Below are 23,788 nucleotides of genomic sequence, written 5' to 3'. Positions count from 1 at the left end.
GACGCTCAGCGCCGCCCGTCCTGACCGGCCGCCGGGCGCGGAGGGCTCGTGCGGTCGGTCCAGGACACCACGGACCGCTGCAGCAGGAACGCGACCACGAGGACCCCGAGAGCGACTCCGACGGCGGGCCACGGCGCCGGCGCGGTGCGCCATGAGGCCACCGCCATGGCGGCGATCAGCACGTGCACGGTGATCACCGGGCTGCGCGCCCACCGCCGCCCGGCCAGCAGCGCCCGACCGGCGGCGGCGAGGACCGCGGCCAGACCGGCCGCGAGGACGGCGAGCGCCACCGATGCGGCAGCGAGCTCGGTCCCGCGCACCACCACGACGACCAGGGCGACCACGGCGGCTGCCGCGCCGAGCGCCTCCACCCAGACGGCCACCACGACCGCCCACACCAGCCGGGGCCTGCCGGCGGCCTCGTCGGACTGCCATGGGGTACGACGTCCCGACGGCGAGGACCCGGAGGGCCGCGACCCCGTCGAGCGGGCGTCCGAGGAGGGTGGCACGGCGACGACCCTACGGCCCCCGGGGCCGTATAGCAGATCCCCGACGTGGCGATGACCAGACCGTCACCAGAGTGCCTAGGTCCTTTGTCCTACGTTCACTAGCCGGCAACCTTCGCCCACCGGCGTGACCTGGCCCACATCGCCTCGACGCCACGGTCGGGCGGGTCGCGATCGCTGCGGCACCCCTGGTCAGCGCCCTGATTTGGAAATTCATGGGCTGACCTGGACGAACGTCCGGACCTGCCCCCACCCGGCGCCGTCCCGTCCGCTCAGCACGTGCACAGGTGTGACGAACGCCTCACTCGTCACAGGGTCGAAACGTTCCCGTAACCCTTGTGCGGGCCCGCCGCGGATGTGAACCTTGACGCAGCAAGTCATCCCACCCCCAATTTCTCGCGGCCGTCCGCCATGCCCCCGACCGGGCAGCCGGACCGTCGTGTGCCAAGGAGATGTCATGGACTGGCGCCACCGCGCAGCGTGCCTCGACGAGGACCCCGAGCTCTTCTTCCCGATCGGCAACACCGGCCCCGCGCTCGTGCAGATCGAGGAGGCCAAGGCGGTCTGCCGTCGCTGCGAGGTCGTGGACACCTGCCTGAAGTGGGCGATCGAGACCGGTCAGGACGCCGGTGTCTGGGGCGGTCTGTCCGAGGACGAGCGCCGGGCCCTCAAGCGCCGCACCGCACGCCAGCGCCGCGCCAGCTGAGCCGAGCGCCGCACCCCGTCAGCCCGCCCGCGTCGGCGTCCCGCGCGGATTGACCGCAGGCGGCCGCTGCTTCGCACCCGATCGAGCCTCAGGACCGGCCGCCTACTGGCGAGCCGGTCCTGCTGCTCTCCGGGCAGCACCGCACGTCAGGCCACCGTGGCCGCATCCCGGTTGACCCGCAGCCGAGCCTCGAGCTCGACGCTGGTGCCGCCGCCGGGCCGCGGACGCCAGGCGATGGACCCCCGCAGCTCGTTGCGCACCAGCGTCGACACGATCTGCGTTCCGAGCCCGCTGCCGGCCCCCTTCTCGCTCGGGACGCCGGCACCGTCGTCGGCCACCGTCACGTGCAGCAGGTCGCCGGCCCGCTCTGCGGTGATCTCCACGGTCCCCACCGCGCGGCCGCTGAACCCGTGCTCGACGGCGTTGGTCACCAGCTCGGTCAGCACCAGGGCGAGCGCCGTCGCGTCCTCGGCCCGGACCAGACCGAAGGAGCCGTGCACCCGCGTCCGCACGTGCGCACCGTCCTGCGTCGCCACGTCGGCCGCGAGGCGGAGGCTGCGCCCGATCAGGTCGTCGAACGGCACCGTCTCGTCGAGCGTCTGGGACAGCGTCTCGTGGACCAGGGCGATGGTGGCGACACGGCGCTCCGCCTCGCCGAGCGCCTCCCGCGCCTCGTCGCTGCCGACCCGCCGGGACTGCAGCCGCAGCAGCGCCGCGACGGTCTGCAGGTTGTTCTTCACCCGGTGGTGGATCTCCCGGATCGTCGCGTCCTTGGTGATCAGCTCCCGTTCCCGGCGGCGCAGCTCGGACACGTCCCGGCACAGCAGCACGGCGCCGACGCGCTCGGTGCCCTCCGTCAACGGCACGGCGCGCAACGAGAGCGCCACACCCCGCGTCTCGACGTCCACCCGCCACGGCGCACGGCCCATCAGCACCAGGGGCAGCGACTCGTCGACCGTGGCGTCGGCGTCCAGCAGGTCGGTGGTCACCTCGATCAGGGAACGCCCGACGAGGTCGCCCAGCGCGCCCAGCCGGTGGAAGCACGAGAGCGCGTTCGGGCTGGCGTAGAGCACCTCGCCCTCGCCGTTGAGCCGGATGAGACCGTCGGCCACGCGAGGTGCGCCGCGGCGAGGGCCGGTCGGCGCGTCCGCAGCGGGGAACTCGCCGCGCGCCACCATCCCGAGCAGGTCGTCGGCGGCCTCGACGAAGTTGAGCTCGAGCCGGCTCGGTGTCCGCGCGCCGCCCAGGTTGGTCTGGCGGGCCAGCACCGCGACCGCCCGTCCCTTGCGGACCACCGGCACGGCTTCCTCCCGCACGGCGTACTCGCCGAACCAGCGAGGCTCGCGCGACCGCTGCGACCGCTGCTCGTCGAGGGCCCGGAGCAGCTGCGCCCGCTGCCCCTCGGGCACCAGGGAGCCCACCACGTCGTCGTAGTGCACCGTCGCGGCGGTCGACGGGCGCACCTGGGCGACCGCGACGAAGTCGCCGTCGGCGGTGGGCAGCCACAGCACCAGGTCGGCGAACGCGAGGTCGGAGATCACCTGCCAGTCCCCGACCAGCAGGTGCAGCCACTCCAGGTCAGCCGGCTCGAGGCTGCCGTGCTTGTCGGCGAGCGTGCTCAGGGTTGACACCGGACCAGGGTAGGCGGCGAACGACCCGCCGCCGTGACCCGCGGCGGGATACCCTCACCCTCACCGACAAGCGCCCAGCGTCCCGCGGGCGCGGGTGGTGACGGACCCCCTCCGAGGAGGCTCACCGTGCAGCTGCGCGTGACCCTGGACCTGCCCACCGACCTCGCCGGCGCGGGTCGGATGCTCGCGGACCCCGGCTACGTGCGCGCCAAGGTCGCCGCGACCGGGGACCCCGACGGTGAGGTGGTGGTGGCCGGCTCACCGGCGGACGGGTTCACGGTCACGACGCGACGCTCGCTGCCGACGGACCAGATCCCGGCACAGCTGCGGTCCTTCGTCGGGGCGCGGATCGACGTGCGACAGGTCGAGGCGTGGGACGAGCCCGACGAGGACGGCCGCCACGGGACCGTGGTGGTCGAGGTGGTCGGGGCGCCGGTGCGGCTGACGGGGCGCACCAGCCTGCGTGCCGTGACGCCGTACAGCTGCACACTGACCTACGACGGTGAGCTGAGGGCCGCGGTGCCCCTGTTCGGCGCCGCGGTGGAGAAGGCGGCAGCAGGCGCCGTCCGGGACGCACTCGAGGCCGAGCAGGCCATCGCGGCTCGGTGGCTCGCGGAGAACGCGCACTAGGGCGGACGAGGCGGGAAGCCCCGCCGGATCAGCTCGAGGCCCGGACCACCAGGGTCGCCGGGAACACCTCGGGCTCCCGGGGCGGTCCGCCCGCGAGCAGCTCCAGCAACCGCTCGCCGGCAGCCCGCGCCATCGCCACCGCGGGCTGAACGACCGTCGTCAACGGCGGGTGCGCGGTGGCCGCGACCCCCAGGTCGTCGTACCCGACGACCGCCACGTCCTCCGGTACGCGCTTCCCCCGCGCGGCCAGCGCAGCCATGGCCCCGACGGCGATGAGGTCGGACGCGGCCACGATGCCGTCGACGTCCGGGTGCTCGTCCAGCAGTCGGTGCGTCGCCGCCTGTCCGCCCGCGAGCGTGAAGTCGGCGTGCACGATCGCGTTCACCGGCCGGCCCTTCTCGGTCAGCGCCTGCCGCCAGCCCGCGAGCCGGTCGACCCCCGCCGACATGTCCGGCGGCCCCGCGATCATCGCGATCCGCCGCCGGCCGGTGTCGATGAGGTGGCGGGTCGCCTGGACCGAACCGTCGACGTTGTCCGTGTCGACGTACTGCTCGAGCCCGGTCGAGGCGCCGACCAGCGGCCGGCCGACGAACACGAGCGGTTGGGGCAGCTGCGCCAGGACGGCATCGAGGTCTCCCCCGCGGTGGTGGGAGACGACGATGGCACCGTCGACGTGACCGCCCTGCAGGAACCGCAACGTCCGCTCGGACTGCCCCGGCCGCGCGATCACCAGCACCACCTGCACGTCGGAGTCGGCGAGCGAGCTCGACAGCCCCTGGAGCACGGCCAGCACGAACGGGTCCGACAGCGCCAGCTCGTCGGGCTCGGGCACCACCAGCGCGATCGAGTCGGTGCGGCGCGTCACCAACGACCGTGCCGCACGGTTCGGCGAGTAGCCGAGGTCCAGCACGGCGGCGTTGACCGCGGCCAGGGCCGCGGGCGAGACGCGATCGCCACCGTTGATCGCCCGTGACGCCGTGGACCGGGAGACGCCCGCCCGTGCCGCGACCTCCTCGAGGGTGGGAGGGACCCCGGCGACCCCACCGTGCTGGTGCGTCTGGCGGGGCCGCCCGTCCCTCAGCCGGACGGTGCTCAGCCCTTCACCGCTCCCTGCATGATGCCCGACACCAGCTGGCGACCGGCCAGGATGAACATCACGAGCAACGGGAGCACGGAGACGAACACACCGGCCATCACCTGCGAGTAGTCGGCGTAGTAGTGGGCCTGGAGCATCTTCAGCGCCACCGGCAGCGTGGTCCTCCCGGGCACCGCACCGAGCACGACCAGGGGCCAGAAGTAGTTCGTCCAGTTGGCGACGAACGCGAACAGGCCGAGCATCGTGGCAGCAGGACGAGCCGCGGGGAGCGCGATCGACCAGAAGGTGCGGAACATCGAGGCACCGTCGACGCGTGCGGCCTCGATCAGCTCGTACGGCAGCGCGCCCTCGAGGTACTGGGTCATCCAGAACACGCCGAACGCCGTGACGAGCGCCGGGAGGATGACCGCCGGCAGCTTGCCGATGAGGTGCAGCTGCTTCATCACCAGGAACAGCGGCACCACACCGAGCTGGGTGGGGATCGCCGTGGTGGCGATGACGAAGACCAGCAGCGGCCCGCGGCCGCGGAACCGCAGCTTGGCGAACGAGTAGCCCGCGAGGGTGGAGAACAGCACCACGGACACGGCCGTGACGGTCGACACGATGATCGAGTTCACCAGTGCGGACCAGAACCCGATGTCGGAGTTGATGACCGAGAGCATGTTCTCGAAGAGGTGCGATCCCGGGACCAGCGACGGGATCGGGTGACGTGCCACGTCCTCCTTGGTGGAGGACGCGATCAGGAACGCGTAGTACAGCGGGTAGATCGCGATCAGCAGCACGATCGTGAGGATCGTGTAGGTCAGCCAGCGAGGCCGCCGCTCGGCGCCGGATCCTCGGTGGTTCTGGCGACGAGCCGCCGCCCTGGCCGCACCGCGGCCGGCGAACTGCTCGATCGAGGGGATGGACGGCGCGCTCATGACCGGACCTTCCGTGCCCGGCGCACGGCGCCGGAGTCGGACGCGATCCGGTTGGTGAACCAGTAGTTCACCAACGAGATCGCGAGGATGACGAGGAACAGCAGCCACGCGACCGCAGCCGACCGCCCGAGGTTGTTCTGGCTGCCCCAGCCCAGCTGGTACAGGTACATGGTCACCGTGACGAACTGGCCGTCGGCGCCGCCGGCGGTGGTCGCGGAGTTCTGCTGGTCGAACATCGTCGGCTCGTCGAAGATCTGCAGGCCGCCGATGGTCGACGTGATGATGACGAAGATCAGGGTCGGCCGGATCATCGGGATCGTCACCGAGAAGAACTGCCGCACCCGGGAGGCGCCGTCGATGATGGCCGCCTCGAAGATGTCGTTGGGGATGGCCTGCATCGCGGCCAGGATGACCAGCGTGTTGTACCCGGTCCACCGGTAGTTGACCATGTTGGCGATCGCCAGGTGGCTCGCCAGCACGTTGGAGTGCCAGCCGACAGGGCTGATGCCGACCTTGGAGAGGATCGCGTTCATCATGCCGGACTGGTCGGAGAAGATCTGGCCGAAGATCATCGCGACGGCGACCGGTGCGACCACGTAGGGCACCAGGACGCCCATCCGCCAGAACGTACGAGCGCGCAGGTTCGCGTTGAGCACGGCGGCGATGACCAGGGCGATGATGATCTGCGGGATCGTCGACAGCGCAAAGATGCTGAAAGTGTTCCGCAGCGCCTTCCAGAAGAAGGGCTGGTGCAGCACGTCGACGTAGTTCTTGAGCCCGACGAACGGACCCTCACCGGTCAGCAGGTTCCACTTGTGGAGCGAGACGACCGCCGTGTAGAGCAGCGGGAAGAGGCCGGTGATGGCGAACAGGACGAAGAACGGCGAGATGTACAGGTAGGGCGACACCTTGACGTCCCAGCGGCCGAGCCGCTGACGCATGCCGATCCGGCGGCGAGGCCGTACGTCGCGCGGGCGCGTCGGCAACTCAGTGATGGTGACCATGGGAGCAACTCCTCGTCCGACTTGACTGCGGGTGCGCGGGCGACCAGCGGGGTCGGGACGGCGACGCCCCGACCCCGCTGGTCATACCGTTGTCAGCCGAGCTGCTTGACGGCGTCGAGGAACTTCTGCCACGAGGCCGCGGCGTTGTCCGTCTTGTCGACGTCGACCCGGGTCAGCGCCTTTCCGAACTGGTCGTTGATGTCGAAGTAGTGCGAACCGCGGTACGGCTGCTTCGAGACGGCCGAGAACCGGTTGGAGAAGATCTGGCCGGTCGGGGCGTTGTTGAAGTAGGTGTCCGTCTTCGCGGTGACCGTGGCGTCCTTGACGGCGTCGGTCTGGCTCGGGAAGTTGCCGAACTTGACGAACACCTTCGCGGCCTGGGCCGGGGCGGTCAGCCAGTCGGCGAGCGCCTTGGCCTCCGTGACGTTCTTGCCCTTGGCCGGGACCAGCAGGAACGAGCCGCCCCAGTTGGAGGAACCGCCGGGCAGGACGTCGGCGATGTCCCAGTTCTTCTGGTCGGGAGCGTCACCGGCGATGATCTGCGTCATCCACGCGGGGCACATGACCGTGGCGAACTTGTCGGAGGCGAAGGCCTTCGTCCAGTCGTCGGTCCACTGGGCGAGGTGCGCGGACTGGTCGGTGTGCGAGGTCAGCATGGTGAAGACCTTGCTGGCGTTCGAGTCCGACTTGCCGACGGTGATGGAGTCGTCCGACTTGGACTCGAACGGCTCAGCCTGCTGGTTGTTCGCCACCTGGGCGAGGGCCCCGAGGGAGTCGAACCAGGCAGCCCCGGTGTTGGCGGCCATGAACTTCTGGCCGGTGGCGAAGTACTGGTCCCACGTCGCGCTGGAGCCGCCGAGCAGCGTCGCGACCTGGGCGCGGTCGGTCGGCAGGCCGGCCTTCTGGAACAGGTCCTTGCGGTAGCAGACGCCCTGCGGGCCGGAGTCGGTACCGAGGCCGATCAGCTTGCCGGACGCGTCGGTGGCCTGGGCCATCTTCCAGTCGGGCCAGCGCTTGGCGTTGTCCGTCGTCTTGACGTCGGCGAAGAAGTCGGAGGACTTCAGCAGCTCGGGCATCCAGTCGACGTCCGCGGCGACGATGTCGTCGGTGACGGTGCTGGTCGCGATGGAGTTCTTGACGGAGGCGCGCGCGTCGTCGGACTTGGCCGCCTTGTCGCTGACGATCGTGACGTTCGGGTGGTCCTTCATGTACTCGGTGAAGAGGTCGGCGTAGCCGAACTCGTTGAAGGTCTGCACCTTCAGGGTGACCTTGCCGCCGGACGACGCCGTGCTCGCGCTGTTGCTGCTGCTGCCCGTCGAGCATCCGGTCACCGCCAGGGCGATGCCGGTCAGGCCTGCGGCCGCGGCCCACACCGTGCGTGACTTGTGCACTGCTGACTCCCTCGTCGTCTTGACGGCAGCTCTGCCGTCAACCGGTCGTCGTCCGCACCACCCGGCGCGGACGAGGGCTGATGCCCCGTGGACTCGCTCCCACCACCTTGCGGGAGCGTTCCCACGCGCTGCCGGAACCCTCTTGCGTCCCCCGGGGGCTGTCAAGCAGGGATCAGGTGACGTTGCGGCGTGGGAACGCATCCATGCAGGTCAGGGGCTTGCACGACCGGCTGGCGTTACCGAATCGTTAGCCCTCCGCAGCCGCGCGGAGACCCGGCACGCCAGCCCGGGACCCCATTTTCGTAGGAGCGCTTCCAAGGTGACCGAGGAGAGCGCTCCCAAACCGGAGCCGCGCCGGCGGTCCGTCCCGGCACGCGCCGCGCCCGGTGCCCATGGCGCGCAGAACGAGACGCGGGCGGCCCGGATGTGGATCGACGGGCGCGCCGCGCTAGGTTCCAGACCAGGAGGGTGTCCTGACCGGGACGGATCTCGTCCCGGCTCATCCCCAGGCAGTGGAGGAGGCAGCATGGCCGACCGCCTCGTGCGCGGCGTGGATGCCGCGCGCCCGGCCGTCCCCACGCTCGAGCAGGTCGCCGCGAAAGCCGGCGTGTCCCGGTCCACGGCGTCGCGGGCGATCAACGGAGGGCTGCGGGTCTCCCCCGAGGCCCTGCTGGCGGTCGAGGCGGCCGTGGCGGACCTCGGCTACTCCCCCAACCGGGCCGCGCGGTCGCTGGTCACGCGACGGACGGACTCGATCGCCCTCGTCGTGCCGGAGCCGGACGAGCGGGTGCTGTCCGACCCGTTCTTCGCGGGCACCCTGAACGGTCTGGCGAGCGCGCTGGCGGACACCGAGATCCAGGTGGTGCTCGTCATCGCCCGTCCCGGGCAGAACGAGCGGACGGTCCGATACCTGCGCAACGGCCACGTGGACGGCGCCATCGTGGTGTCGCACCACCGCGACGACACCCTGGACCGGGCCCTCGTCGAGCTCCGGCTGCCGAGCGTGTTCGTCGGGCGACCGCTGTCCGCGACGCCCGAGGTGGACTCCCGGCTGCAGTACGTCGACACCGACAACGTGCAGGGCGGCCGGATGGCCACGCAGCACCTCCTGGACCGGGGCTGCCGGCGGATCGGCACGATCGCCGGACCCGAGGACATGTCCGCCGGCATCGACCGCCTCATCGGCTGGCGGCAGGCGATGACCGCCGCCGGCCAGCGCGACGACGCCGTGGTGCACGGCGACTTCACCATCGTCTCCGGCGCCGAGGCGGCCCGGCGGCTGCTCACCGAGTACCCGGACGTCGACGGCATCTTCATCGCGTCGGACCTGATGGCGGCCGGTGCGCTGCCCGTGCTGGCGGAGCTCGGCCGGGAGGTGCCCCAGGACGTCGCCGTGGTGGGCTACGACAACCTCGGGGTCGCGGCCTCGACCCAGCCGCCGCTGACGTCGGTGATCCAGCCGGTCGTCGCGATGGCGCGGGCGGCCGGCCTGCGCCTCCTGGACCAGCTGCAGGGCGCGACGCCCACGCCGCCGCTGATCTTCGCCCCCGAGCTGGTGGTGCGCGCCTCGGCGTAGGCAACCGGCCCGGTCAGCAGGTGGGTGGCATCGTGGCCCCATGAACCCCTCTCCCTCTCCGCTCGCGACGGCGCGAGCGCAGCTGGCGACAGCCGTGCAGATCCTCGGGTACGACGACGGCATGCACGCCGTCCTGCGCCAACCCCGGCGCGAGCTGCACGTGGCCGTGCCGCTGCGCCGTGACGACGGCCACGTCGAGCTGCTGCACGGCTACCGCGTGCAGCACAACATCTCCCGCGGGCCCGGCAAGGGCGGACTGAGGTACGCGCCGAGCGTCGACATCGACGAGGTCCGGGCGCTCGCGATGTGGATGACCTGGAAGTGTGCCGTCGTCGAGCTGCCGTACGGCGGCGCGAAGGGCGGTGTCACCATCGACCCGCGGGCCTACTCCTCCTCCGAGCTGGAGCGGGTCACCCGCCGCTACACCAGCGAGATCATGCCCATGATCGGTCCCGAGCGCGACGTCATGGCGCCGGACATCGGGACGGACGAGCAGATCATGGCCTGGGTGATGGACACCTACTCGGTCAACCGCGGGTTCACCATCCCGGCCGTCACCACCGGCAAGCCGCTGGCCGTCGGCGGGTCGCTCGGCCGGGCGACGGCCACCTCACGCGGGGTGCTGCACGCCGCGACCGCGACCCTGCGCGACGCCGGCGTGCGTCTGGACGAGGTCAGCGCGGCGATCCAGGGCTTCGGCAAGGTGGGCGGTCCGCTGGCCCGCTTTCTGCACGAGAAGGGCTGCCGCGTCGTCGCGGTGGGAGACGAGCGAGGCGCGATCGTCCGGTCCGACGGGCTGGACGTCGCGGCGCTGTCGGCACACGTGGCGCGCACCGGGTCCGTGGTCGGGTTCGCCGACGCCGATCCGCTCGACCCCGCGGAGCTGCTGGCGCTCGACGTCGACGTGCTGTTCCCGGCCGCCGTCGAGGGTGTGCTGGACGAGGAGAGCGCCGCACGGGTCAAGGCGCGGTGGGTCGTCGAGGCCGCGAACGGGCCGACGACGACGGAGGGTGACCGCGTGCTGGCCGATCGCGGCGTGGTGGTGGTGCCGGACATCCTCGCCAACGCCGGCGGCGTGGTCGTCTCCTACTTCGAGTGGGTGCAGGCGAACCAGGCGTACTGGTGGACCGAGCGGGAGATCGAGGAGCGCCTGGAGCACCGCATGCTCGAGGCCTACGCCGCCGTGTCCCAGGTGTCCCGTGCCGAGGGCATCTCGCTGCGGGACGCCGCCCTGGTGATCGGTGTGCGCCGGGTGGCCGAGGCGCACCTGATCCGCGGCCTGTACCCCTGACCGGGGACGCAGGTCAGACGAGGACGACGGACGGGTCGGCGCGCGCCAGCAGCGCGGTCGACCCGTCGTCGGCCGCGAGCCGCAGGCGGTCCTCGTCGACCGTCACCTGCAACGGCTCGCGGAGCAGGGCGACGAGGGCCTGCTCGGTCGCCATCGGCTCGGGGTCGCCGGCGAGCAGCGTGGAGACGAGCGGGCCCAGCTGCAGCCGGCCGTCCTCGAGCGTCCACGTGCCGCGGACGCTGTTCACACCCGCCATCCCGTACACCTGACCGTCACCGTCGAAGGTCAGGTGCACGGGGCCTCGCGGTCCGGCGGCGGGCGACGAGTCGTCCAGCTCCACCAGCGTCCACGTGCCACGCAGGTCGATGGTCATGCGCCGATCATGGACCGCCGCGGGCGCATGCGCACCGGCGTGCCGCCGAGACCGCCGATCAGCGGAGGGGCCGCTTGTCCGCCCAGTCGGCGAGCGCGGTGCGGGGTCCGGTGAAGAACGGGATCTCCTCGCGCACGTGCAGCCGGGCGTCCACCCCGCGCAACGTGCGCATCAGGTCGACGATCCGGTGCAGCTCCGGCGCCTCGAACGCGAGCAGGAACTCGTAGTCCGACAGGGCGAACGTCGCGACGGTGTTGGCCCGCACGTCCGGGAAGGGGGCGGCGGCGCGGCCGTGCTGCGCGAGCATCCGGCTGCGCTCCTCCTCCGGCAGCACGTACCAGTCGTACGACCGGACGAACGGGTAGACGGAGATGTAGGCACCGGGCTCCTCGCCTGCGAGGAACGCCGGCACGTGGGAACGGTTGAACTCCGCCGGCCGGTGCAGGCCCACGACGGACCACACCGGCGTGAGCACGGAACCAAGCTCGCTGGCCCGCAGCCGCTGGTACGCACCCTGCACCTGCTCCACCGTCTCCGCGTGCCACCACACCATCAGGTCGGCGTCGGCCCGCAGGCCCGAGACGTCGTACCACCCGCGGACGACGAGCCCGGGGTCGGAAGCGACGGCCTGCTCCGCCTCCGCGACCAGGGCGGCACGCTCCTCGTCGTCCACGGGGAGCGCGTCCTCGAGCGCGAAGACGGCCCACATCGTGTAGCGCAGGCTGGAGTTGACGGTCTCGGCGTCGACGGTGGTCACAGGGTCTCCTCGGTCAGCTGGGTCAGGGGGTTGGTCGCGCGCGGCCGGACGGTCAGGACAGCGGGTCCGCCGAGCACGCGGCCGGCACGCCCGACGGCGCTCCGGCGCGCTGCAGGCAGCAGCCGGGGCGGCAGATCTCGGACCAGGCCGGCAGGTCGCCGACCACGGGGCCCGCCTCGGGCAGCTGCCCGGCCGATCGGTCCCGCTCGTGCGCCGCGCGTTCGAGCAGCAGGTCGACGAGCCCCGACACGAACGGTGCCCGCACGCCGACCGTGTCGGCGCGGACGGCCGTCATGCCCAGCTCCGCCGCCGTCGCGAGCGCCTCGGTGTCCAGGTCGTACACGACCTCCATGTGGTCGGACACGAAGCCGATGGGCGCCAGGACCACCGCACGGGTCCCCGCCGCGTCCAGCGCGCGCAGGTGGTCGTTCACGTCGGGCTCCAGCCAGGGCTGGTTCGGCGGGCCGGAGCGCGAGCAGAACGCCAGGTCCCAGTCGAGCGTGCGGCCGAGGCGCTCGCCGGCGGTCGCCGCGACGACGGTGGCGACGTCGCGGTGCTGGTCCGTGTAGCTGGCCCCGGACACCGCGGACGCCTCGTCCATCGTCGTCGGGATCGAGTGGGTGACGAAGACGAGGCGGGCTCCGTCGCCGTCCTGCGGCAGCTGCGCGAAGGCGTCGGCCACCGCGTCGGCGGCCGCCTCGGCGAAACCGGGATGGTTGAAGTACGCCCGGATCTTGTCGACCTGCAACGGGTGGTCGGCACCAGGGCCGGCCACCTGGGCGGCGAGCCCGTCGAGGGCCTTCCAGAGGTCCTCGCGGTACTGCCGGCAGCCGGAGTACGACGAGTACGCGCTGGTCACCACCGCCAGCACCCGGCGGGCGCCGGCCGCGTACGCCTCCGTCAGCGCATCCAGCGTGAAGGGTGCCCAGTTCCGGTTCCCCCACACGAGCGGTGTGCCCACGCCGCGCGCGTCGAGCTCGGCTCGAAGGGCCGCCAGCAGGGCCTTGTTCTGGCCGTTGATCGGGCTGGCGCCGCCGAAGTGGTGGTAGTGCTCGGCCACCTGCTCCAGCCGGGCGTCCGGGATGTTCTTCCCCGCGGTGACGTTCCGCAGGAACGGCATGACGTCGTCGGGACCGTCGGGCCCGCCGAAGGAGAGCAGCAGCACGGCGTCGTACGGTGCGAGCGGCTGCGCGTCCGGGGCGTCGGACGGACGGGTCAGGTCGGGCGAGGTGGGCACCCCCCGATCATCGCATCGTCACCGTTGCGCTCCGCCCCGGGGTCCGTCGGCGCCGGGCGCTCAGCCCTTGACCGCCCCGCCCAGGCCGGCACCGCGCAGGAACATCCGCTGGAACAGCAGGAACAGCACGACGGGCAGCAGAGTCGAGATCGCGAGGGCGGCCATCAGCACGCCGAGGTCGGTGGTGGCCTGCAGCGACGGCAGCCGTACCGAGAGCGGCTGCAGGTCGGGGTTGCGCAGCACGAGCAGCGGCCAGAGGAAGTCCTTCCACGACGCGATGACGGCGAACACCGAGACGACGCCGAGGATCGGCTTGCTCATCGGCAGCACCACGGACCAGAACAGGCGGTACGGACCCGCTCCGTCGACCCGCGCCGCCTCGAACACCTCGCGGGGCAGGTTGTCGAAGAACCGCGTGATCAGCACGACGTTGAACGCGCTCGCGCCGGCCGGCAGCCACACGGCCCAGAACGAGTTGACCAGCGAGTGCCCGATCACCGGTGGGTGCAGGATCACCAGGTACAACGGCACCAGCAGCACGACGGCCGGCACGAAGAGCGTGGCCAGCACGGCACCGTTGAGCACGCGGGCCCACGCCGGCCGCAGCACGGACAGCACGTAGCCGGCCGTCGTCGCCACGAGGATCTGCGACGCCCACGACCCCGCCGCCAGCACCACCGTGTTGAGGAAGTACCGACTGACGTGGACGTCGTTCCAGGCGGCCGTGACGTTGCTCCACGCGACGCCGTGCGGGAACAGCGCGAGCGGGTGGGACAGGATGTCCTGGGTCGGGGTGATGGCGAACTTCACCAGCACCACGAGCGGACCGAGGCACCACACGAGGAGCAGGCCGAGCAGCACCACGTGCATCCCCTGCCACGGCAGCCGGACCCGTGGGCGGCGCCACTCGACGTCGGAGACGGCGGTCCGGGCGGTCGGCTCAGCGGTGCGGGCGCTCATGTGGTGCTCCAGCGGCGGGTCAGACGGAAGTAGACGACGGACAGCACGGCGAGCACCGCCGCGAGCATCAGCGACAGCGCCGTCGCCTCGCCGTACCGGCCGCCCAGGCTGTTGCCGAACGCGTAGCGGTAGATCAGCAGCAGGATCGTGACGGTCGCGTTGTTGGGGCCGCCGCCGGTGAACAGGTAGGGCTCGAGAAACACCTGCGCGGTGCCGATCACCTGCAGGATCAACGTGATGAACAGGACGCCGCGCAGCTGCGGCAGCGTGACGTGCCACACCTTGCCCCAGACGGAGGCGCCGTCCACCTCGGCGGCGTCGTACAGCTCCGCCGGCACCGACGTCAGCGCCGCGAGGTAGATGATCACCGTCCCGCCGGCTGCGGCCCACGTCGCCTCGAGCACCAGGGACGGCATCGCCAGCGAGATCGACTGCAGCCACGGCACCGGGGCGATGCCGACCCAGCCCAGGACGGTGTTGAACACCCCGGTGGGACGCGGGTCGTAGAAGAACTTCCACAGGAGCACGGCGACCACCGGCGGGACGACCACCGGCAGGTACGCGAGCGCGGAGTACAGCCCCTTGGCGCGACGGACCTCGCTCATCAGCACGGCACCGACCAGCGGTACGGGATAGCCGAACACCAGGGCGAGGAGGGCGAACCACAGGGTGTTGCGGACGGCCATCGGGAGCACCGGGTCCGTCAGCACGCGGTGGAAGTTCGCCAGGCCGACCCAGTGCGTGGTGACCAGGTTGGTCCGCTGCAGGCTCATCACGACGGCCTTGACGATCGGCATCCAGGAGAAGACGCCGAACACCACGATCGCCGGCAGGCCGAACACCAGGGCGGACAGCCCGCCGCCGCGGACCCACGTCGCAGGTCCACGGCGTGGTCGGCGTCCCTGGTCGGCGGGCGGGCGCGGGGTGGGAGCGCCGCGAGCGTCCGTTCGGGCACCGGCCGTGCGGTCGGCCCGTCGGCCGCCGCGGGGACCCGCAGACCGGGAGCGGACCTCGACGACGTCGTCGGTGGTCATGGTGGCGTCCTCTCGTCTGCGCCGGCCGGTAGGGCGGCGCTGCGGCGGCGCCCGGCCGGTCGAGGCGGACCGGCCGGGCGCCCGGGCGGTCAGCTGCGGTCGAGCAGGGCCTGGCCCTGCGTGTTCGCGTTGGCGAGCAGCTTGTCGACGTCCGCGTTCTTGTCGGTCAGCACGGCCTGGACCACGGGGAACAGCAGGGCGTAGGTGTCCTGCGTGGCATGGCTCGGCTCGCCCACCAGCTTCTGGGTGAACATGACGTCCGTGTAGCCCTTCATGCTCTCCAGCGGGACGTTGACGTAGTCCTTGATCCAGCCGAGGGACTTCGTGTACTGGTCCTTGCTGAAGATGGGCAGCACCGGCGTCCCGACGGCCTGGCCGGAGGCCGACTGGGCCTTGGCGTCCGCGACGGCCTGGTCCTGGTCGAGCAGCTTGGACAGGTACCAGAAGTCGATCCACTTGACGGCGGCGTCCTTCTCCGCCGCTGTGGCCTGCACCTTCACCGCCGCGAGCGTGCCGCCACCCAGCGCGCCACCGCCGTTCTGCGTCGGGATGGCCGTCAGGCCGTAGCCCCAGTCCTTGGTCAGCCCCTGGTTCTGCACCAGCGCGGTGTAGATGTCCGAGCCGGACGTGTACATGGCGAGCTGGCCACCGGCGAAGGCCTGGTTGATCTCAGCCCAGCCGAGGGTCACGTCGGGGAAGACCGAGCTGTCCTCCCAGCGCAGCGCTTTGAGCCACTCGAGGTGCGCCTTGACCGCCGGGTCGTTCAGCGTGGCGCTGTACTTGCCCTTGCCGTCGGTGGTCTGCACCGTCCCGCCGCGCGAGTTCGCCGCCGCCACCAGCTGCCAGCCGCCTGCGTTGTCGAGCGCCATCATCCCGTAGCCGGCCACCCCGGTCTTGTCGTGGATGATCTTGGCGTCCTTGCGGACCTCGTCCCACGTGGTCGGCGGCTTGTCCGGGTCCAGGCCGGCCTTGGTGAACAGGTTGCGGTTGTAGTGCAGCGCCACGCTGTAGAACGACTTGGCGGGCACCGCGTAGAACTTGCCGTCGTCGCCCTTGGCGTTCGAGACCACGGCCTGGTTGAAGTCGTTGGCGTACGGCAGCTGCTTGACCTGCGCGTCGATGTCGGCGAGCTGGCCGTTCTGGATCAGGGTCTTGCCGTCCGTCACGGGGATCTCGAAGACGGTGGGCAGCGTCCCGCCGGCCAGCTGGGCGGCGAACGTCGTCGCGAGCCACTGGTACTCCTGCGGCTGCACGGTGATGTTCGGGTACTTCGCCTCGAACTCCTTGACGCGGGTGTTCAGCGCGTCGACCGCGTCCTGCTTGGCGCCGGGGAGCAGACCGGCGACCGTGATGGTGACCTTCTGGGGCGCGGCGCTGGTCGACGACGCCGACGTGGCGCCCCCGGCCGAGCTGCACGCGGCCAGCAGGCCGAGGCTGACCACGCCGGCGATACCGAGCGCGGCGGTGCATGAGGACCTCATCGTCACTCCTTCTGGGACGTCCCGGGTTGGCCGGGACACGGGTGCTGCATCGGTGTGGTTCATCTGGGTGGTGCGCCCGGCGTGCCGCACCGGGCCTGGTGCATCGGTGGTGCGTGGACCAGAGCGCGCAGCCGTGGTCCCGCGGGCGGTCAGACGACGACCGGAGGTGCGGTGCGCAGCCACGCGGCGGTGTCGCGCGGCAGCCGGCCTGACTCGAGCGGTTCGCTCGAGAGCAGGACGTGGGTGTGCGGCGGCAGCTCCACCGCTGCTGCGCCGAGGTTGACGACGCACGTCACGTCGCCCCGGGCGAACGCCAGCACGTCGGGCGACGACCACAGCCAGGACAGCGGCCCGTCGCCGAGGCTCGGCTCGCCGTGCCGGACGCGGATCGCCTCGCGGTAGAGGTGCAGCATCGACCGCGGGTCGGCCTCCTCCGCCTCGACCGTGAGCGCGCCCCAGTCCGCCGGCTGCGGGAGCCACGGCTCGTGGGTGGCGTCGGGCGGGCTGAACCCGTAGGGCGCCGCGGTCCCCGACCACGGCAGGGGCACCCGGCAGCCGTCGCGCCCGGGGTCGGCCCCCCCGGACCGGAAGTGCATCGGGTCCTGGAGCACCTCCGGCGGAAGGTCCTCGACCTCCGGCAGGCCCAGCTCCTCGCCCTGGTACACGTACCAGGGGCCCGGGAGGGCGGCGGCCAGGAGAGCGGCGGCGCGCGCCCGACGACGCCCCAGGTCGAGGTCGGTCGGGGTACCGAAGCGTTTGGCGGCGAACGAGAAGCCGGTGTCGGCCCGTCCGTACCGGGTGACGGGCCGTGTCACGTCGTGGTTGGACAGCACCCACGTCGGTGGCGCACCGACCGAGGCGTGCGCGGCGAGCGTCGAGTCGATCGACTCCCGCAGCGCGGCGGCCTGCCAGGGCCGGGCCATGAAGTCGAAGTTGAAGGCGGTGTGCATCTCGTCGGGCCGCAGGAAGCGGGCGAACCGCTCGGGGTCCGCGAGCCACACCTCGCCGACCAGCACCCGCGTGTCGGGGTACGAGTCGGCGACCGCGCGCCAGCCCCGGTAGATGTCGTGCAGCTCGTCGCGGTCGACGTGCGGGTGGGCACCTGGTCCCGGGTTCAGCGGGACCTCCGGGAGTGCCGGGTCCTTGACCAGGAGGGCCGCGGAGTCGATCCGGATGCCGGCGGCGCCGCGGTCGAACCAGAACCGGAGGATGTCGAGGTGCTCGGCCACCACGTCCGGGTTGGACCAGTTCAGGTCCGGCTGCTGCGGGGTGAACAGGTGCAGGTACCACTCCCCCGGCGTCCCGTCCGGCTCGGTGGTCCGTGTCCAGGTGCTGCCGGCGAAGTCCGACCGCCAGTGCGTCGGCATGGTGTCCCCGTTCGGACCCGTGCCGGGGTGGAACCAGAACCGCGCCCGCTCGGGAGAGCCTGGAGCCGCGGCCAGCGCGGCCCGGAACCACGCGTGCTGGTCGGAGACGTGGTTGGGGACGACGTCGACGATGGTCCGGATGCCCAGCGCTCGTGCGTCGGCGATCACCTGCTCCGCCTGCTCGAGCGTGCCGAAGGCGGGGTCGATCCGGCGGTAGTCGGCCACGTCGTAGCCGCCGTCGGCCATCGGCGACGCGTACCAGGGCGTGACCCACAGCGCGTCCACCCCGAGGCCGGCCAGATACGGCAGCCGCGCCCGCAGACCGGTGAGGTCGCCCGTGCCGTCGCCGTCACCGTCGGCGAAGCTGCGCGGGTAGACCTGGTAGATCACCGCGTCCCGCCACCACAGGGCGTCGGGACGGTGCTGCTGCGGCACAGGGTCCTCGTCTCGTCGGACCCGTTCGGACGGGCACGGCACAGGGTCCTCGTCTCGTCGGACCCGTTCGGACGGGCACTCGGCCCTCCGGACGGGACGTCATCGTCTCGCCACAGACCATAAAGCCGTCGACTGATACAACGCAAGAACTCGACATGAGCGCAATCGAAACGTGACAGTCGCGAGGACGGGCGCGCCTGGGCGCGCGCCGACACCGCCGGCATGCCGCCGGGCGGTCAGCGAGGACGTCGGAGCAGTCGGTACGGACGTTCAGCGCGCGACGGCAGCCGACCGCGCGTCCGCGTCGGCGGCCGGCGCGGTCGGGGCCGGGCCCGTGGAGCCCCGCACCACCAGCTCCGGCTCGAACAGCAGCTCGTCGCTCGCCACCGCTGCACCGCGGATCTGGGCGACGAGCAGGTCGATCGCCGCCCGGCCCATCGCGTCGATCGGCTGCCGCACCGTGGTCAGTGGGGGCTCGGTGCAGTTCATGAACGCCGAGTCGTCGTAACCCACCACCGACACGTCGTCGGGCACCCGCCGCCCGGACCGCCGGACCGCGCGGATCGCGCCGAGCGCGAGCGGGTCGGACGCGCAGACGATCCCCGTGACGCCGTGCCGCAGCAGCCGCGTCGCGGACGCCTGACCGCTCTCGAGGGAGTAGGTGGACCGCGCCACCAGGCGGTCGTCCAGGTCGAGGCCCAGGCGCGCGGCAACGTCCCGCGCCGCCTGCAGCTTGCGCTCCGACGGCACGTGGTCCTCGGGCCCGAGCAGCAGACCGATCCTCGTGTGGCCCAGCGAGACCAGGTGACCGAGCGCCTGCTCGACCGCGACCACGTCGTCGCAGGAGACCGTCGGGAACGCGAGCTCCTCGATCGACGCGTTGATCAGGACGACCGGTAGCTTTCGGTCGGACAGCAGGCGGTAGTGGTCGTGGCTCGCACCGCGCTGGGCGTAGTGCCCGCCCGCGAAGACGATGCCCGACACCTGCTGACCGAGCAGCAGGTCGACGTAGTCCTCCTCCGAGACGCCGCCCGCCGTCTGCGTGCAGAGCACCGGGGTGAAGCCCTGCTGGGCGAGGGCACCTCCGACGACCTCGGCGAACGCCGGGAAGATGGGGTTCTGCAGCTCGGGCAGGACCAGGCCGACGAGCCGTGCCCGCTCTCCGCGCAGCTTGGTGGGCCGCTCGTAGCCGAGCACGTCCAGCGCCGTGAGGACGGCCTCACGCGTCTGCTCCGACACGCCGGGCTTCCCGTTCAGCACCCGGCTGACCGTCGCCTCGGACACACCGACCTTGCGGGCCACCTCTGCCAGACGTCGTGACATGCCCCGATCCTACGCGGATCTGACGCAAGTGGCTTGCAAGATCGCGCAAGTGGCCGCAAGCCGCTCCTCGACGTGCGGCCAGACCCGCACGCTCCTACCGTCGTGTTCCGTGACCCCTGCCCCAGGCACCCGTCTGGCGCACCGATACCTCCTGGGCCACGCGCTGGGGCACGGGGGCCAGGCGCACGTGGTCCAGGCGACCGACCTTCGGTTGCACCGACCTGTCGCCGTCAAGCTGTTCCCACTCGACTCCGCGTCGCCGGACCAGATCCGCCGGTACGCACAGGAGGCGCGCGTGCTCGCGGGACTGAGCCATCCCGCGCTCGTCGCGCTCCTCGACGTCGGCTCCGACGTCCTCGAGGACGGCAGCTCCGTAGCCTTCCTGGTGATGGAGCTGGTGCCCGGGCCCACGCTCCGCGACGTGCTGCGGGACGGTCCGCTCGGCCCGGCGGTCACGGCGGACGTCGGGCGCCAGCTGGCGCTGGCGCTCGCCCACGCGCACGGTGCCGGGGTGCTGCACCGGGACGTGAAGCCGGCGAACGTGCTGGTCGCGGACCCGCGCCCCGGTGGTGCGACCCACGGGCCCGGGCTGCCCGTCGTGCTGGCGGACTTCGGCATCGCGGTGCCGTCGGAGCGGTCGCACAGCGAGGACTCGGCGGCCACCGCGGGCTACCAGAGCCCAGAGCAGGCGCTCGGCCGACCGCTGACGGCAGCGACGGACGTCTACTCGCTCGGCCTGGTGCTGATGGAGTGCCTCACCGGCGAGCGGGCGTATCCCGGCGACCCGATCGCGAGCGGCCTCGCGCGGCTCCTGCGCGCGCCCGACGTGCCCACCCGGTTCGGCCGAGACTGGGAGCGGCTGCTCCGCGGCATGACGGAGCTGGAAGCGGCGAACCGCCCGCCGATCACGGCCGTCGCCGCGGAGCTCCGGGCCCTGCGGTTCGCGCCGGCGGCCGGCTGACCGAGCCGGGTACGGCGACATCGACCTCCGGCTGGCGCCGCGAGGCGCCTTACGGCCGTGGGTGCCCGCCGGGACGGGCGAACGGGCGGACCGGGCTCAGACCGCGGCGTGCCGCGGCTCGTGGAGCAACGACGCACCCTCCGCCGAGGCAGGCAGCGACTCGGGGCGCGCGATCAGGTCGTCGGCCACCTCGGCCGCCCACGCGCGGACCGCACCCATGTCGCGATGGTCACCCTCGCGCGCACGGGCGCCCGCGATGGCGGCGCGCTCCGTGAACGTGAGCAACGAGCGGTCCAACCGACCCCGGAAGCTCCTGTGACCCCGGGCCTGCAGCTGGTCCCGCAGCGCGAGGAGCTCGTGGGGCGAGTTCGCCGACGCCGCCGGCTGCACCGCGAGACCCGAGGAGAACAGCCACACGGGACGCTTCCGCAGCTCCTGGGTCTGACGGTCGGCCAGGTCACGTGCGGACGGCATCCAGTGCGCCAGGTACACCGCGGAGCCCAGGACGACCGCGTCGATCCCGTCCAGCGTCGCGACGTCCTCCGGCGCGCGGGTCTCCACGTCGAGACCGCGGTCGGCGAGGACCTCGGCGATCACCTCGCCGATCTCCCACGTCGCGCCATGGCGGGACGCGACCGTAACCAGGACTCTCATCAACCCTCCCCGGGATGCGCTGCGCTTCGTGGCGAGGTGATCCATCGTCTCCTGCGGTGCCCCGCCGTGCGATGGGCCGGAGGTCCCGCGATCGGCGGCCTCACGGCCGCAGGGGCGGGGTCGTCGCGGCACCGTGCCGGAGCCGGTCCAGCAGCGTCCGGAGGGCTGCCAGCTCCTCGGCGTCCAGGGTGCCGCCCAGGAGCCGTTCGATCGAGCGCACGTGCCTGCGGCCTACCGCACGCTGCACCTTCAGGCCCTCGTCCGTGAGGTGCACGCCCACCCCACGGCCGTCGCCGGGCACAGGGCGACGCTCGACGAGGCCGGCCGCCACCAGCCTGTCGACCAGGCGGGACAGGCTCGGCTGGCTGAGCAGCGACGCGTCCTGGAGGTCACGCTGGCGCAAGGTGAGGCCCGGCGCCCCCGAGAGGGCGAAGAGGACGTCGTACTCGCGCAGCGAGACCTCGTCCCAGATGTCGTCGTCCTGGAGCCGACGGAGCACGGTCACCTGGGTGCGGAACAGCGACTCCCACGCGTCGGCGACCTCGCGGGTCGTCGGCCGCCGCCCTGCGCCCTCCATGGTCGCCGCCTCTCCCGTCCGGTCCTCGCCACCGTCCCGACCCTCGCCGAGGACACCGTCGTGGGCCTCCCGGCGCCACCGGCGGGACTGCGGACCGGCGCGCGGCGTCCCATTGTGCCCGCTGGCTACAGTGACCGGATGAGCACGATCCCGGCCGCCGGTCCGACGACGTACCTGCTGGTCGACGGCGAGAACATCGACGCGACGCTCGGATCCTCGATCCTCGGTGGACGGCCCAGCCCGGACCAGCGACCGCGGTGGGAACGGGTCCTGGCGTTCGCCGAGCAGCGCTGGGGTCAGCACGTGCGGGGCCTGTTCTTCCTCAACGCCTCCAGCGGCTCGCTGCCGATGTCGTTCGTGCAGGCGCTGCTGGCGATCGGCTTCCAGCCGATCCCGCTGGCGGGCGACGCCACCGAGAAGGTGGTCGACATCGGCATCAAGCGGATGCTCGACGCGATCGCCGAGCACGGTGGCGACGTCATGCTCGCCAGCCACGACGGGGACTTCGCGCCCGAGGTCCAGCGGCTCGTGGAGGGTGACCGCCGGGTCGGCCTGCTCGCCTTCCGCGAGTTCACCAGCACCGCGCTGGCCTCGCTGACCGCCAAGGGTCTGCAGACGTTCGACCTCGAGCTCGACGTCGCCGCCTTCAACGTACAGCTGCCGCGCCTGCGCATCATCCCGCTCGACGAGTTCGACCCCACCCGCTACCTCTGACCGGTCGGTCGGGCCGCCCTACCGCACCCTCGCCCGGAGCGGGGCGCAGGGCGAGCGCGTGGCGCACTGGCTGCGGTGACGCGAGCGCGGCACAGTGTGGACCGTGCCCGAGGTGACGGTCGCGCTGCTGCGCGCGGTGAACGTCGGCGGCCGGACGGTCCGCAGCGCCGACCTGCGCGCCGCCGCCGCCGAGCTCGGTCATCAGCGCGTGGCGACGTACGCAGCCAGCGGCAACGCGGTGCTGGTCCCGTCACCCGACTCGAGCCCCGAGACGATCGGCCCGCGCCTGTCGCGGGCCCTGGGCCGGCTGTGCGGCTTCGCGGTGCCCGTGCTGACCAGGAGCGGGACGCAGTGGGACCGGCTGGTCGTGGACGTGCCGTTCACCGACCACGCCGTCGACGACCCGTCCCGGCTGACGGTCGTCTGCTGGGAGGGCACGCCCGACGAGGAGAGCGTCGGGACGTTCGACGCCGCCCGGTACGGCGAGGAGCAGGTCGCCTGGCACGGCGAGGAGACGTACGTCTACTACCCGCACGGCATCGGACGGTCCCGGCTGACGCTGGACGTGCTCTCGCGTGCCGCCGGCCGGGTGGGCACCGCGCGCAACTGGCGCACCGTCCTGGCGCTGCAGTCGCTGGTCGACGAGCGCCGCTGACCTCCGCCCGGGTGGTTCCGAGGACGGCGCTAGCGTGAGCCTCATGGCGACGCTCTTCACCCGGATCATCGACGGCGAGCTCCCCGGGCGGTTCGTCTGGGCGGACGACCAGGCCGTGGCCTTCGCGACGATCGCACCGATCACCGACGGCCACGTCCTCGTCGTGCCACGTGCGGAGTACCCCGAGCTGACGGCCGCTCCGGACGAGGTGCTGGCTCACCTCATCGCCGTGGCGAAGACCATCGGGCTCGCGCAGCAGGCGGTGTGGGGTGCTCCGCGCGCCGCCGTCCTCGTCGCCGGGTTCGAGGTGCCGCACCTGCACCTGCACGTGCTGCCGGCGTGGGACGAGCGCAGCCTCACGTTCGCCAACGCCCGGACGGACGTGCTCCCGCAGCAGCTCGACGCCTCGGCGGAGGCGCTCCGGACAGGTCTGCGTGCTGCGGGCCACGCCGACCACGTGCCGGCTGCGCTGGGTTCGCCGGCGCTGGGCTAGCAGTACTGCCCGGGGC

The 23,788-nt window shown here is 72.2% G+C and carries 24 protein-coding genes; 8 read left to right on the top strand and 16 right to left on the bottom strand.

Features of this window, described 5'->3' with window-relative positions; genetic code table 11:
- Positions 1 to 5: 5 nt before the first annotated feature.
- The gene (locus tag ACFQTY_RS05855; protein ID WP_291759353.1) at positions 6 to 509 is read right to left on the bottom strand and encodes a hypothetical protein; all 504 of its coding nucleotides are present in this window, start codon (positions 507 to 509) and stop codon (positions 6 to 8) included.
- A gap of 454 nt (positions 510 to 963) precedes the next feature.
- Between ACFQTY_RS05855 and ACFQTY_RS05850 the strand changes: the two genes are divergently transcribed.
- Complete coding sequence (locus tag ACFQTY_RS05850) at positions 964 to 1,212, top strand: WhiB family transcriptional regulator (RefSeq protein WP_291759356.1); 249 nt, start codon at positions 964 to 966, stop codon at positions 1,210 to 1,212.
- A gap of 146 nt (positions 1,213 to 1,358) precedes the next feature.
- Here ACFQTY_RS05850 and ACFQTY_RS05845 read toward each other — a convergent pair whose 3' ends face one another.
- Positions 1,359 to 2,843, bottom strand: a complete 1,485-nt coding sequence (locus ACFQTY_RS05845; protein ID WP_291759358.1) for a sensor histidine kinase — start codon at positions 2,841 to 2,843, stop codon at positions 1,359 to 1,361.
- Between the two features lie 126 nt (positions 2,844 to 2,969).
- Here ACFQTY_RS05845 and ACFQTY_RS05840 point away from each other — a divergent pair, with 126 nt between their 5' ends.
- Complete coding sequence (locus tag ACFQTY_RS05840) at positions 2,970 to 3,473, top strand: DUF2505 domain-containing protein (RefSeq protein ID WP_291759361.1); 504 nt, start codon at positions 2,970 to 2,972, stop codon at positions 3,471 to 3,473.
- Between the two features lie 28 nt (positions 3,474 to 3,501).
- On the opposite strand, the gene ACFQTY_RS05835 is transcribed toward ACFQTY_RS05840, so the two are convergent.
- The 4 genes from ACFQTY_RS05835 to ACFQTY_RS05820 form a co-directional block, all read right to left on the bottom strand.
- Positions 3,502 to 4,554, bottom strand: a complete 1,053-nt coding sequence (locus tag ACFQTY_RS05835) for a LacI family DNA-binding transcriptional regulator (protein ID WP_291759660.1) — start codon at positions 4,552 to 4,554, stop codon at positions 3,502 to 3,504.
- A gap of 11 nt (positions 4,555 to 4,565) precedes the next feature.
- Positions 4,566 to 5,489, bottom strand: a complete 924-nt coding sequence (locus ACFQTY_RS05830; protein WP_291759363.1) for a carbohydrate ABC transporter permease — start codon at positions 5,487 to 5,489, stop codon at positions 4,566 to 4,568.
- Entirely contained in the window at positions 5,486 to 6,493 is a 1,008-nt protein-coding gene (locus ACFQTY_RS05825; RefSeq protein WP_299166830.1) for a carbohydrate ABC transporter permease, read from the bottom strand. Before ACFQTY_RS05825 ends, ACFQTY_RS05830 begins: the two co-directional genes overlap by 4 nt.
- A 92-nt stretch (positions 6,494 to 6,585) precedes the next feature.
- Positions 6,586 to 7,884 carry an ABC transporter substrate-binding protein gene (locus tag ACFQTY_RS05820; protein WP_291759367.1) on the bottom strand — a complete coding sequence of 433 codons (1,299 nt, stop codon included), beginning with the start codon at positions 7,882 to 7,884 and terminating at the stop codon, positions 6,586 to 6,588.
- 526 nt (positions 7,885 to 8,410) lie between these two features.
- On the opposite strand from ACFQTY_RS05820, the gene ACFQTY_RS05815 reads away from it, so the two are divergent.
- Positions 8,411 to 9,460 (top strand): LacI family DNA-binding transcriptional regulator, encoded by a 1,050-nt coding sequence (locus ACFQTY_RS05815; protein WP_378098493.1) that lies wholly within the window; start codon positions 8,411 to 8,413, stop codon positions 9,458 to 9,460.
- Positions 9,461 to 9,500: 40 nt separating this feature from the next.
- Positions 9,501 to 10,751 carry a Glu/Leu/Phe/Val dehydrogenase gene (locus tag ACFQTY_RS05810; RefSeq protein ID WP_291759373.1) on the top strand — a complete coding sequence of 417 codons (1,251 nt, stop codon included), beginning with the start codon at positions 9,501 to 9,503 and terminating at the stop codon, positions 10,749 to 10,751.
- Between the two features lie 13 nt (positions 10,752 to 10,764).
- Here ACFQTY_RS05810 and ACFQTY_RS05805 read toward each other — a convergent pair whose 3' ends face one another.
- From ACFQTY_RS05805 to ACFQTY_RS05770, 8 genes are all read right to left on the bottom strand, one after another.
- Positions 10,765 to 11,124 carry an META domain-containing protein gene (locus tag ACFQTY_RS05805; protein WP_337973234.1) on the bottom strand — a complete coding sequence of 120 codons (360 nt, stop codon included), beginning with the start codon at positions 11,122 to 11,124 and terminating at the stop codon, positions 10,765 to 10,767.
- A gap of 58 nt (positions 11,125 to 11,182) precedes the next feature.
- Positions 11,183 to 11,881: a hydrogen peroxide-dependent heme synthase gene (gene hemQ / locus ACFQTY_RS05800; RefSeq protein WP_378098489.1), complete on the bottom strand. Its 699-nt coding sequence runs from the start codon at positions 11,879 to 11,881 to the stop codon at positions 11,183 to 11,185.
- A gap of 52 nt (positions 11,882 to 11,933) precedes the next feature.
- On the bottom strand, positions 11,934 to 13,118 hold the full coding sequence (locus tag ACFQTY_RS05795) for a ferrochelatase (protein ID WP_378098486.1): 1,185 nt from the start codon (positions 13,116 to 13,118) through the stop codon (positions 11,934 to 11,936).
- Positions 13,119 to 13,178: 60 nt separating this feature from the next.
- Positions 13,179 to 14,078, bottom strand: a complete 900-nt coding sequence (locus ACFQTY_RS05790; RefSeq protein WP_378098483.1) for a carbohydrate ABC transporter permease — start codon at positions 14,076 to 14,078, stop codon at positions 13,179 to 13,181.
- A complete protein-coding gene (locus ACFQTY_RS05785) occupies positions 14,075 to 15,112 on the bottom strand; it encodes a carbohydrate ABC transporter permease (protein WP_378098480.1) in 1,038 nt (345 codons plus the stop codon). Before ACFQTY_RS05785 ends, ACFQTY_RS05790 begins: the two co-directional genes overlap by 4 nt.
- 89 nt (positions 15,113 to 15,201) lie before the next feature.
- Positions 15,202 to 16,593, bottom strand: a complete 1,392-nt coding sequence (locus ACFQTY_RS05780; protein WP_378098477.1) for an ABC transporter substrate-binding protein — start codon at positions 16,591 to 16,593, stop codon at positions 15,202 to 15,204.
- A 149-nt stretch (positions 16,594 to 16,742) separates the two neighbouring features.
- Positions 16,743 to 18,395, bottom strand: a complete 1,653-nt coding sequence (locus ACFQTY_RS05775) for a glycoside hydrolase family 13 protein (protein ID WP_378098474.1) — start codon at positions 18,393 to 18,395, stop codon at positions 16,743 to 16,745.
- Between the two features lie 270 nt (positions 18,396 to 18,665).
- Positions 18,666 to 19,718 (bottom strand): LacI family DNA-binding transcriptional regulator, encoded by a 1,053-nt coding sequence (locus tag ACFQTY_RS05770; RefSeq protein WP_378098471.1) that lies wholly within the window; start codon positions 19,716 to 19,718, stop codon positions 18,666 to 18,668.
- 109 nt (positions 19,719 to 19,827) lie between these two features.
- Between ACFQTY_RS05770 and ACFQTY_RS05765 the strand changes: the two genes are divergently transcribed.
- Complete coding sequence (locus ACFQTY_RS05765; protein WP_378098468.1) at positions 19,828 to 20,679, top strand: serine/threonine-protein kinase; 852 nt, start codon at positions 19,828 to 19,830, stop codon at positions 20,677 to 20,679.
- Positions 20,680 to 20,775: 96 nt separating this feature from the next.
- On the opposite strand, the gene ACFQTY_RS05760 is transcribed toward ACFQTY_RS05765, so the two are convergent.
- Both ACFQTY_RS05760 and ACFQTY_RS05755 read right to left on the bottom strand, forming a co-directional pair.
- Positions 20,776 to 21,333 (bottom strand): flavodoxin domain-containing protein, encoded by a 558-nt coding sequence (locus tag ACFQTY_RS05760; RefSeq protein ID WP_291759382.1) that lies wholly within the window; start codon positions 21,331 to 21,333, stop codon positions 20,776 to 20,778.
- Positions 21,334 to 21,433: 100 nt separating this feature from the next.
- A complete protein-coding gene (locus tag ACFQTY_RS05755) occupies positions 21,434 to 21,910 on the bottom strand; it encodes a MarR family winged helix-turn-helix transcriptional regulator (RefSeq protein ID WP_378098464.1) in 477 nt (158 codons plus the stop codon).
- 138 nt (positions 21,911 to 22,048) lie between these two features.
- Between ACFQTY_RS05755 and ACFQTY_RS05750 the strand changes: the two genes are divergently transcribed.
- The 3 genes from ACFQTY_RS05750 to ACFQTY_RS05740 all read left to right on the top strand — a co-directional run bounded on the left by ACFQTY_RS05750 (position 22,049) and on the right by ACFQTY_RS05740 (position 23,772).
- On the top strand, positions 22,049 to 22,624 hold the full coding sequence (locus ACFQTY_RS05750; protein WP_263729349.1) for an NYN domain-containing protein: 576 nt from the start codon (positions 22,049 to 22,051) through the stop codon (positions 22,622 to 22,624).
- A 103-nt stretch (positions 22,625 to 22,727) separates the two neighbouring features.
- Positions 22,728 to 23,279, top strand: a complete 552-nt coding sequence (locus ACFQTY_RS05745; RefSeq protein WP_378098460.1) for a DUF1697 domain-containing protein — start codon at positions 22,728 to 22,730, stop codon at positions 23,277 to 23,279.
- A 43-nt stretch (positions 23,280 to 23,322) separates the two neighbouring features.
- Entirely contained in the window at positions 23,323 to 23,772 is a 450-nt protein-coding gene (locus ACFQTY_RS05740) for an HIT family protein (protein WP_378098457.1), read from the top strand.
- Positions 23,773 to 23,788: the final 16 nt, after the last annotated feature.

The sequence above is a fragment of the Cellulomonas sp. T2.31MG-18 genome (assembly GCF_964266755.1).
In the GTDB taxonomy this organism is placed as follows: Bacteria; Actinomycetota; Actinomycetes; order Actinomycetales; family Cellulomonadaceae; genus Cellulomonas.
This window is presented reverse-complemented; position numbering and strand designations above follow the sequence as displayed.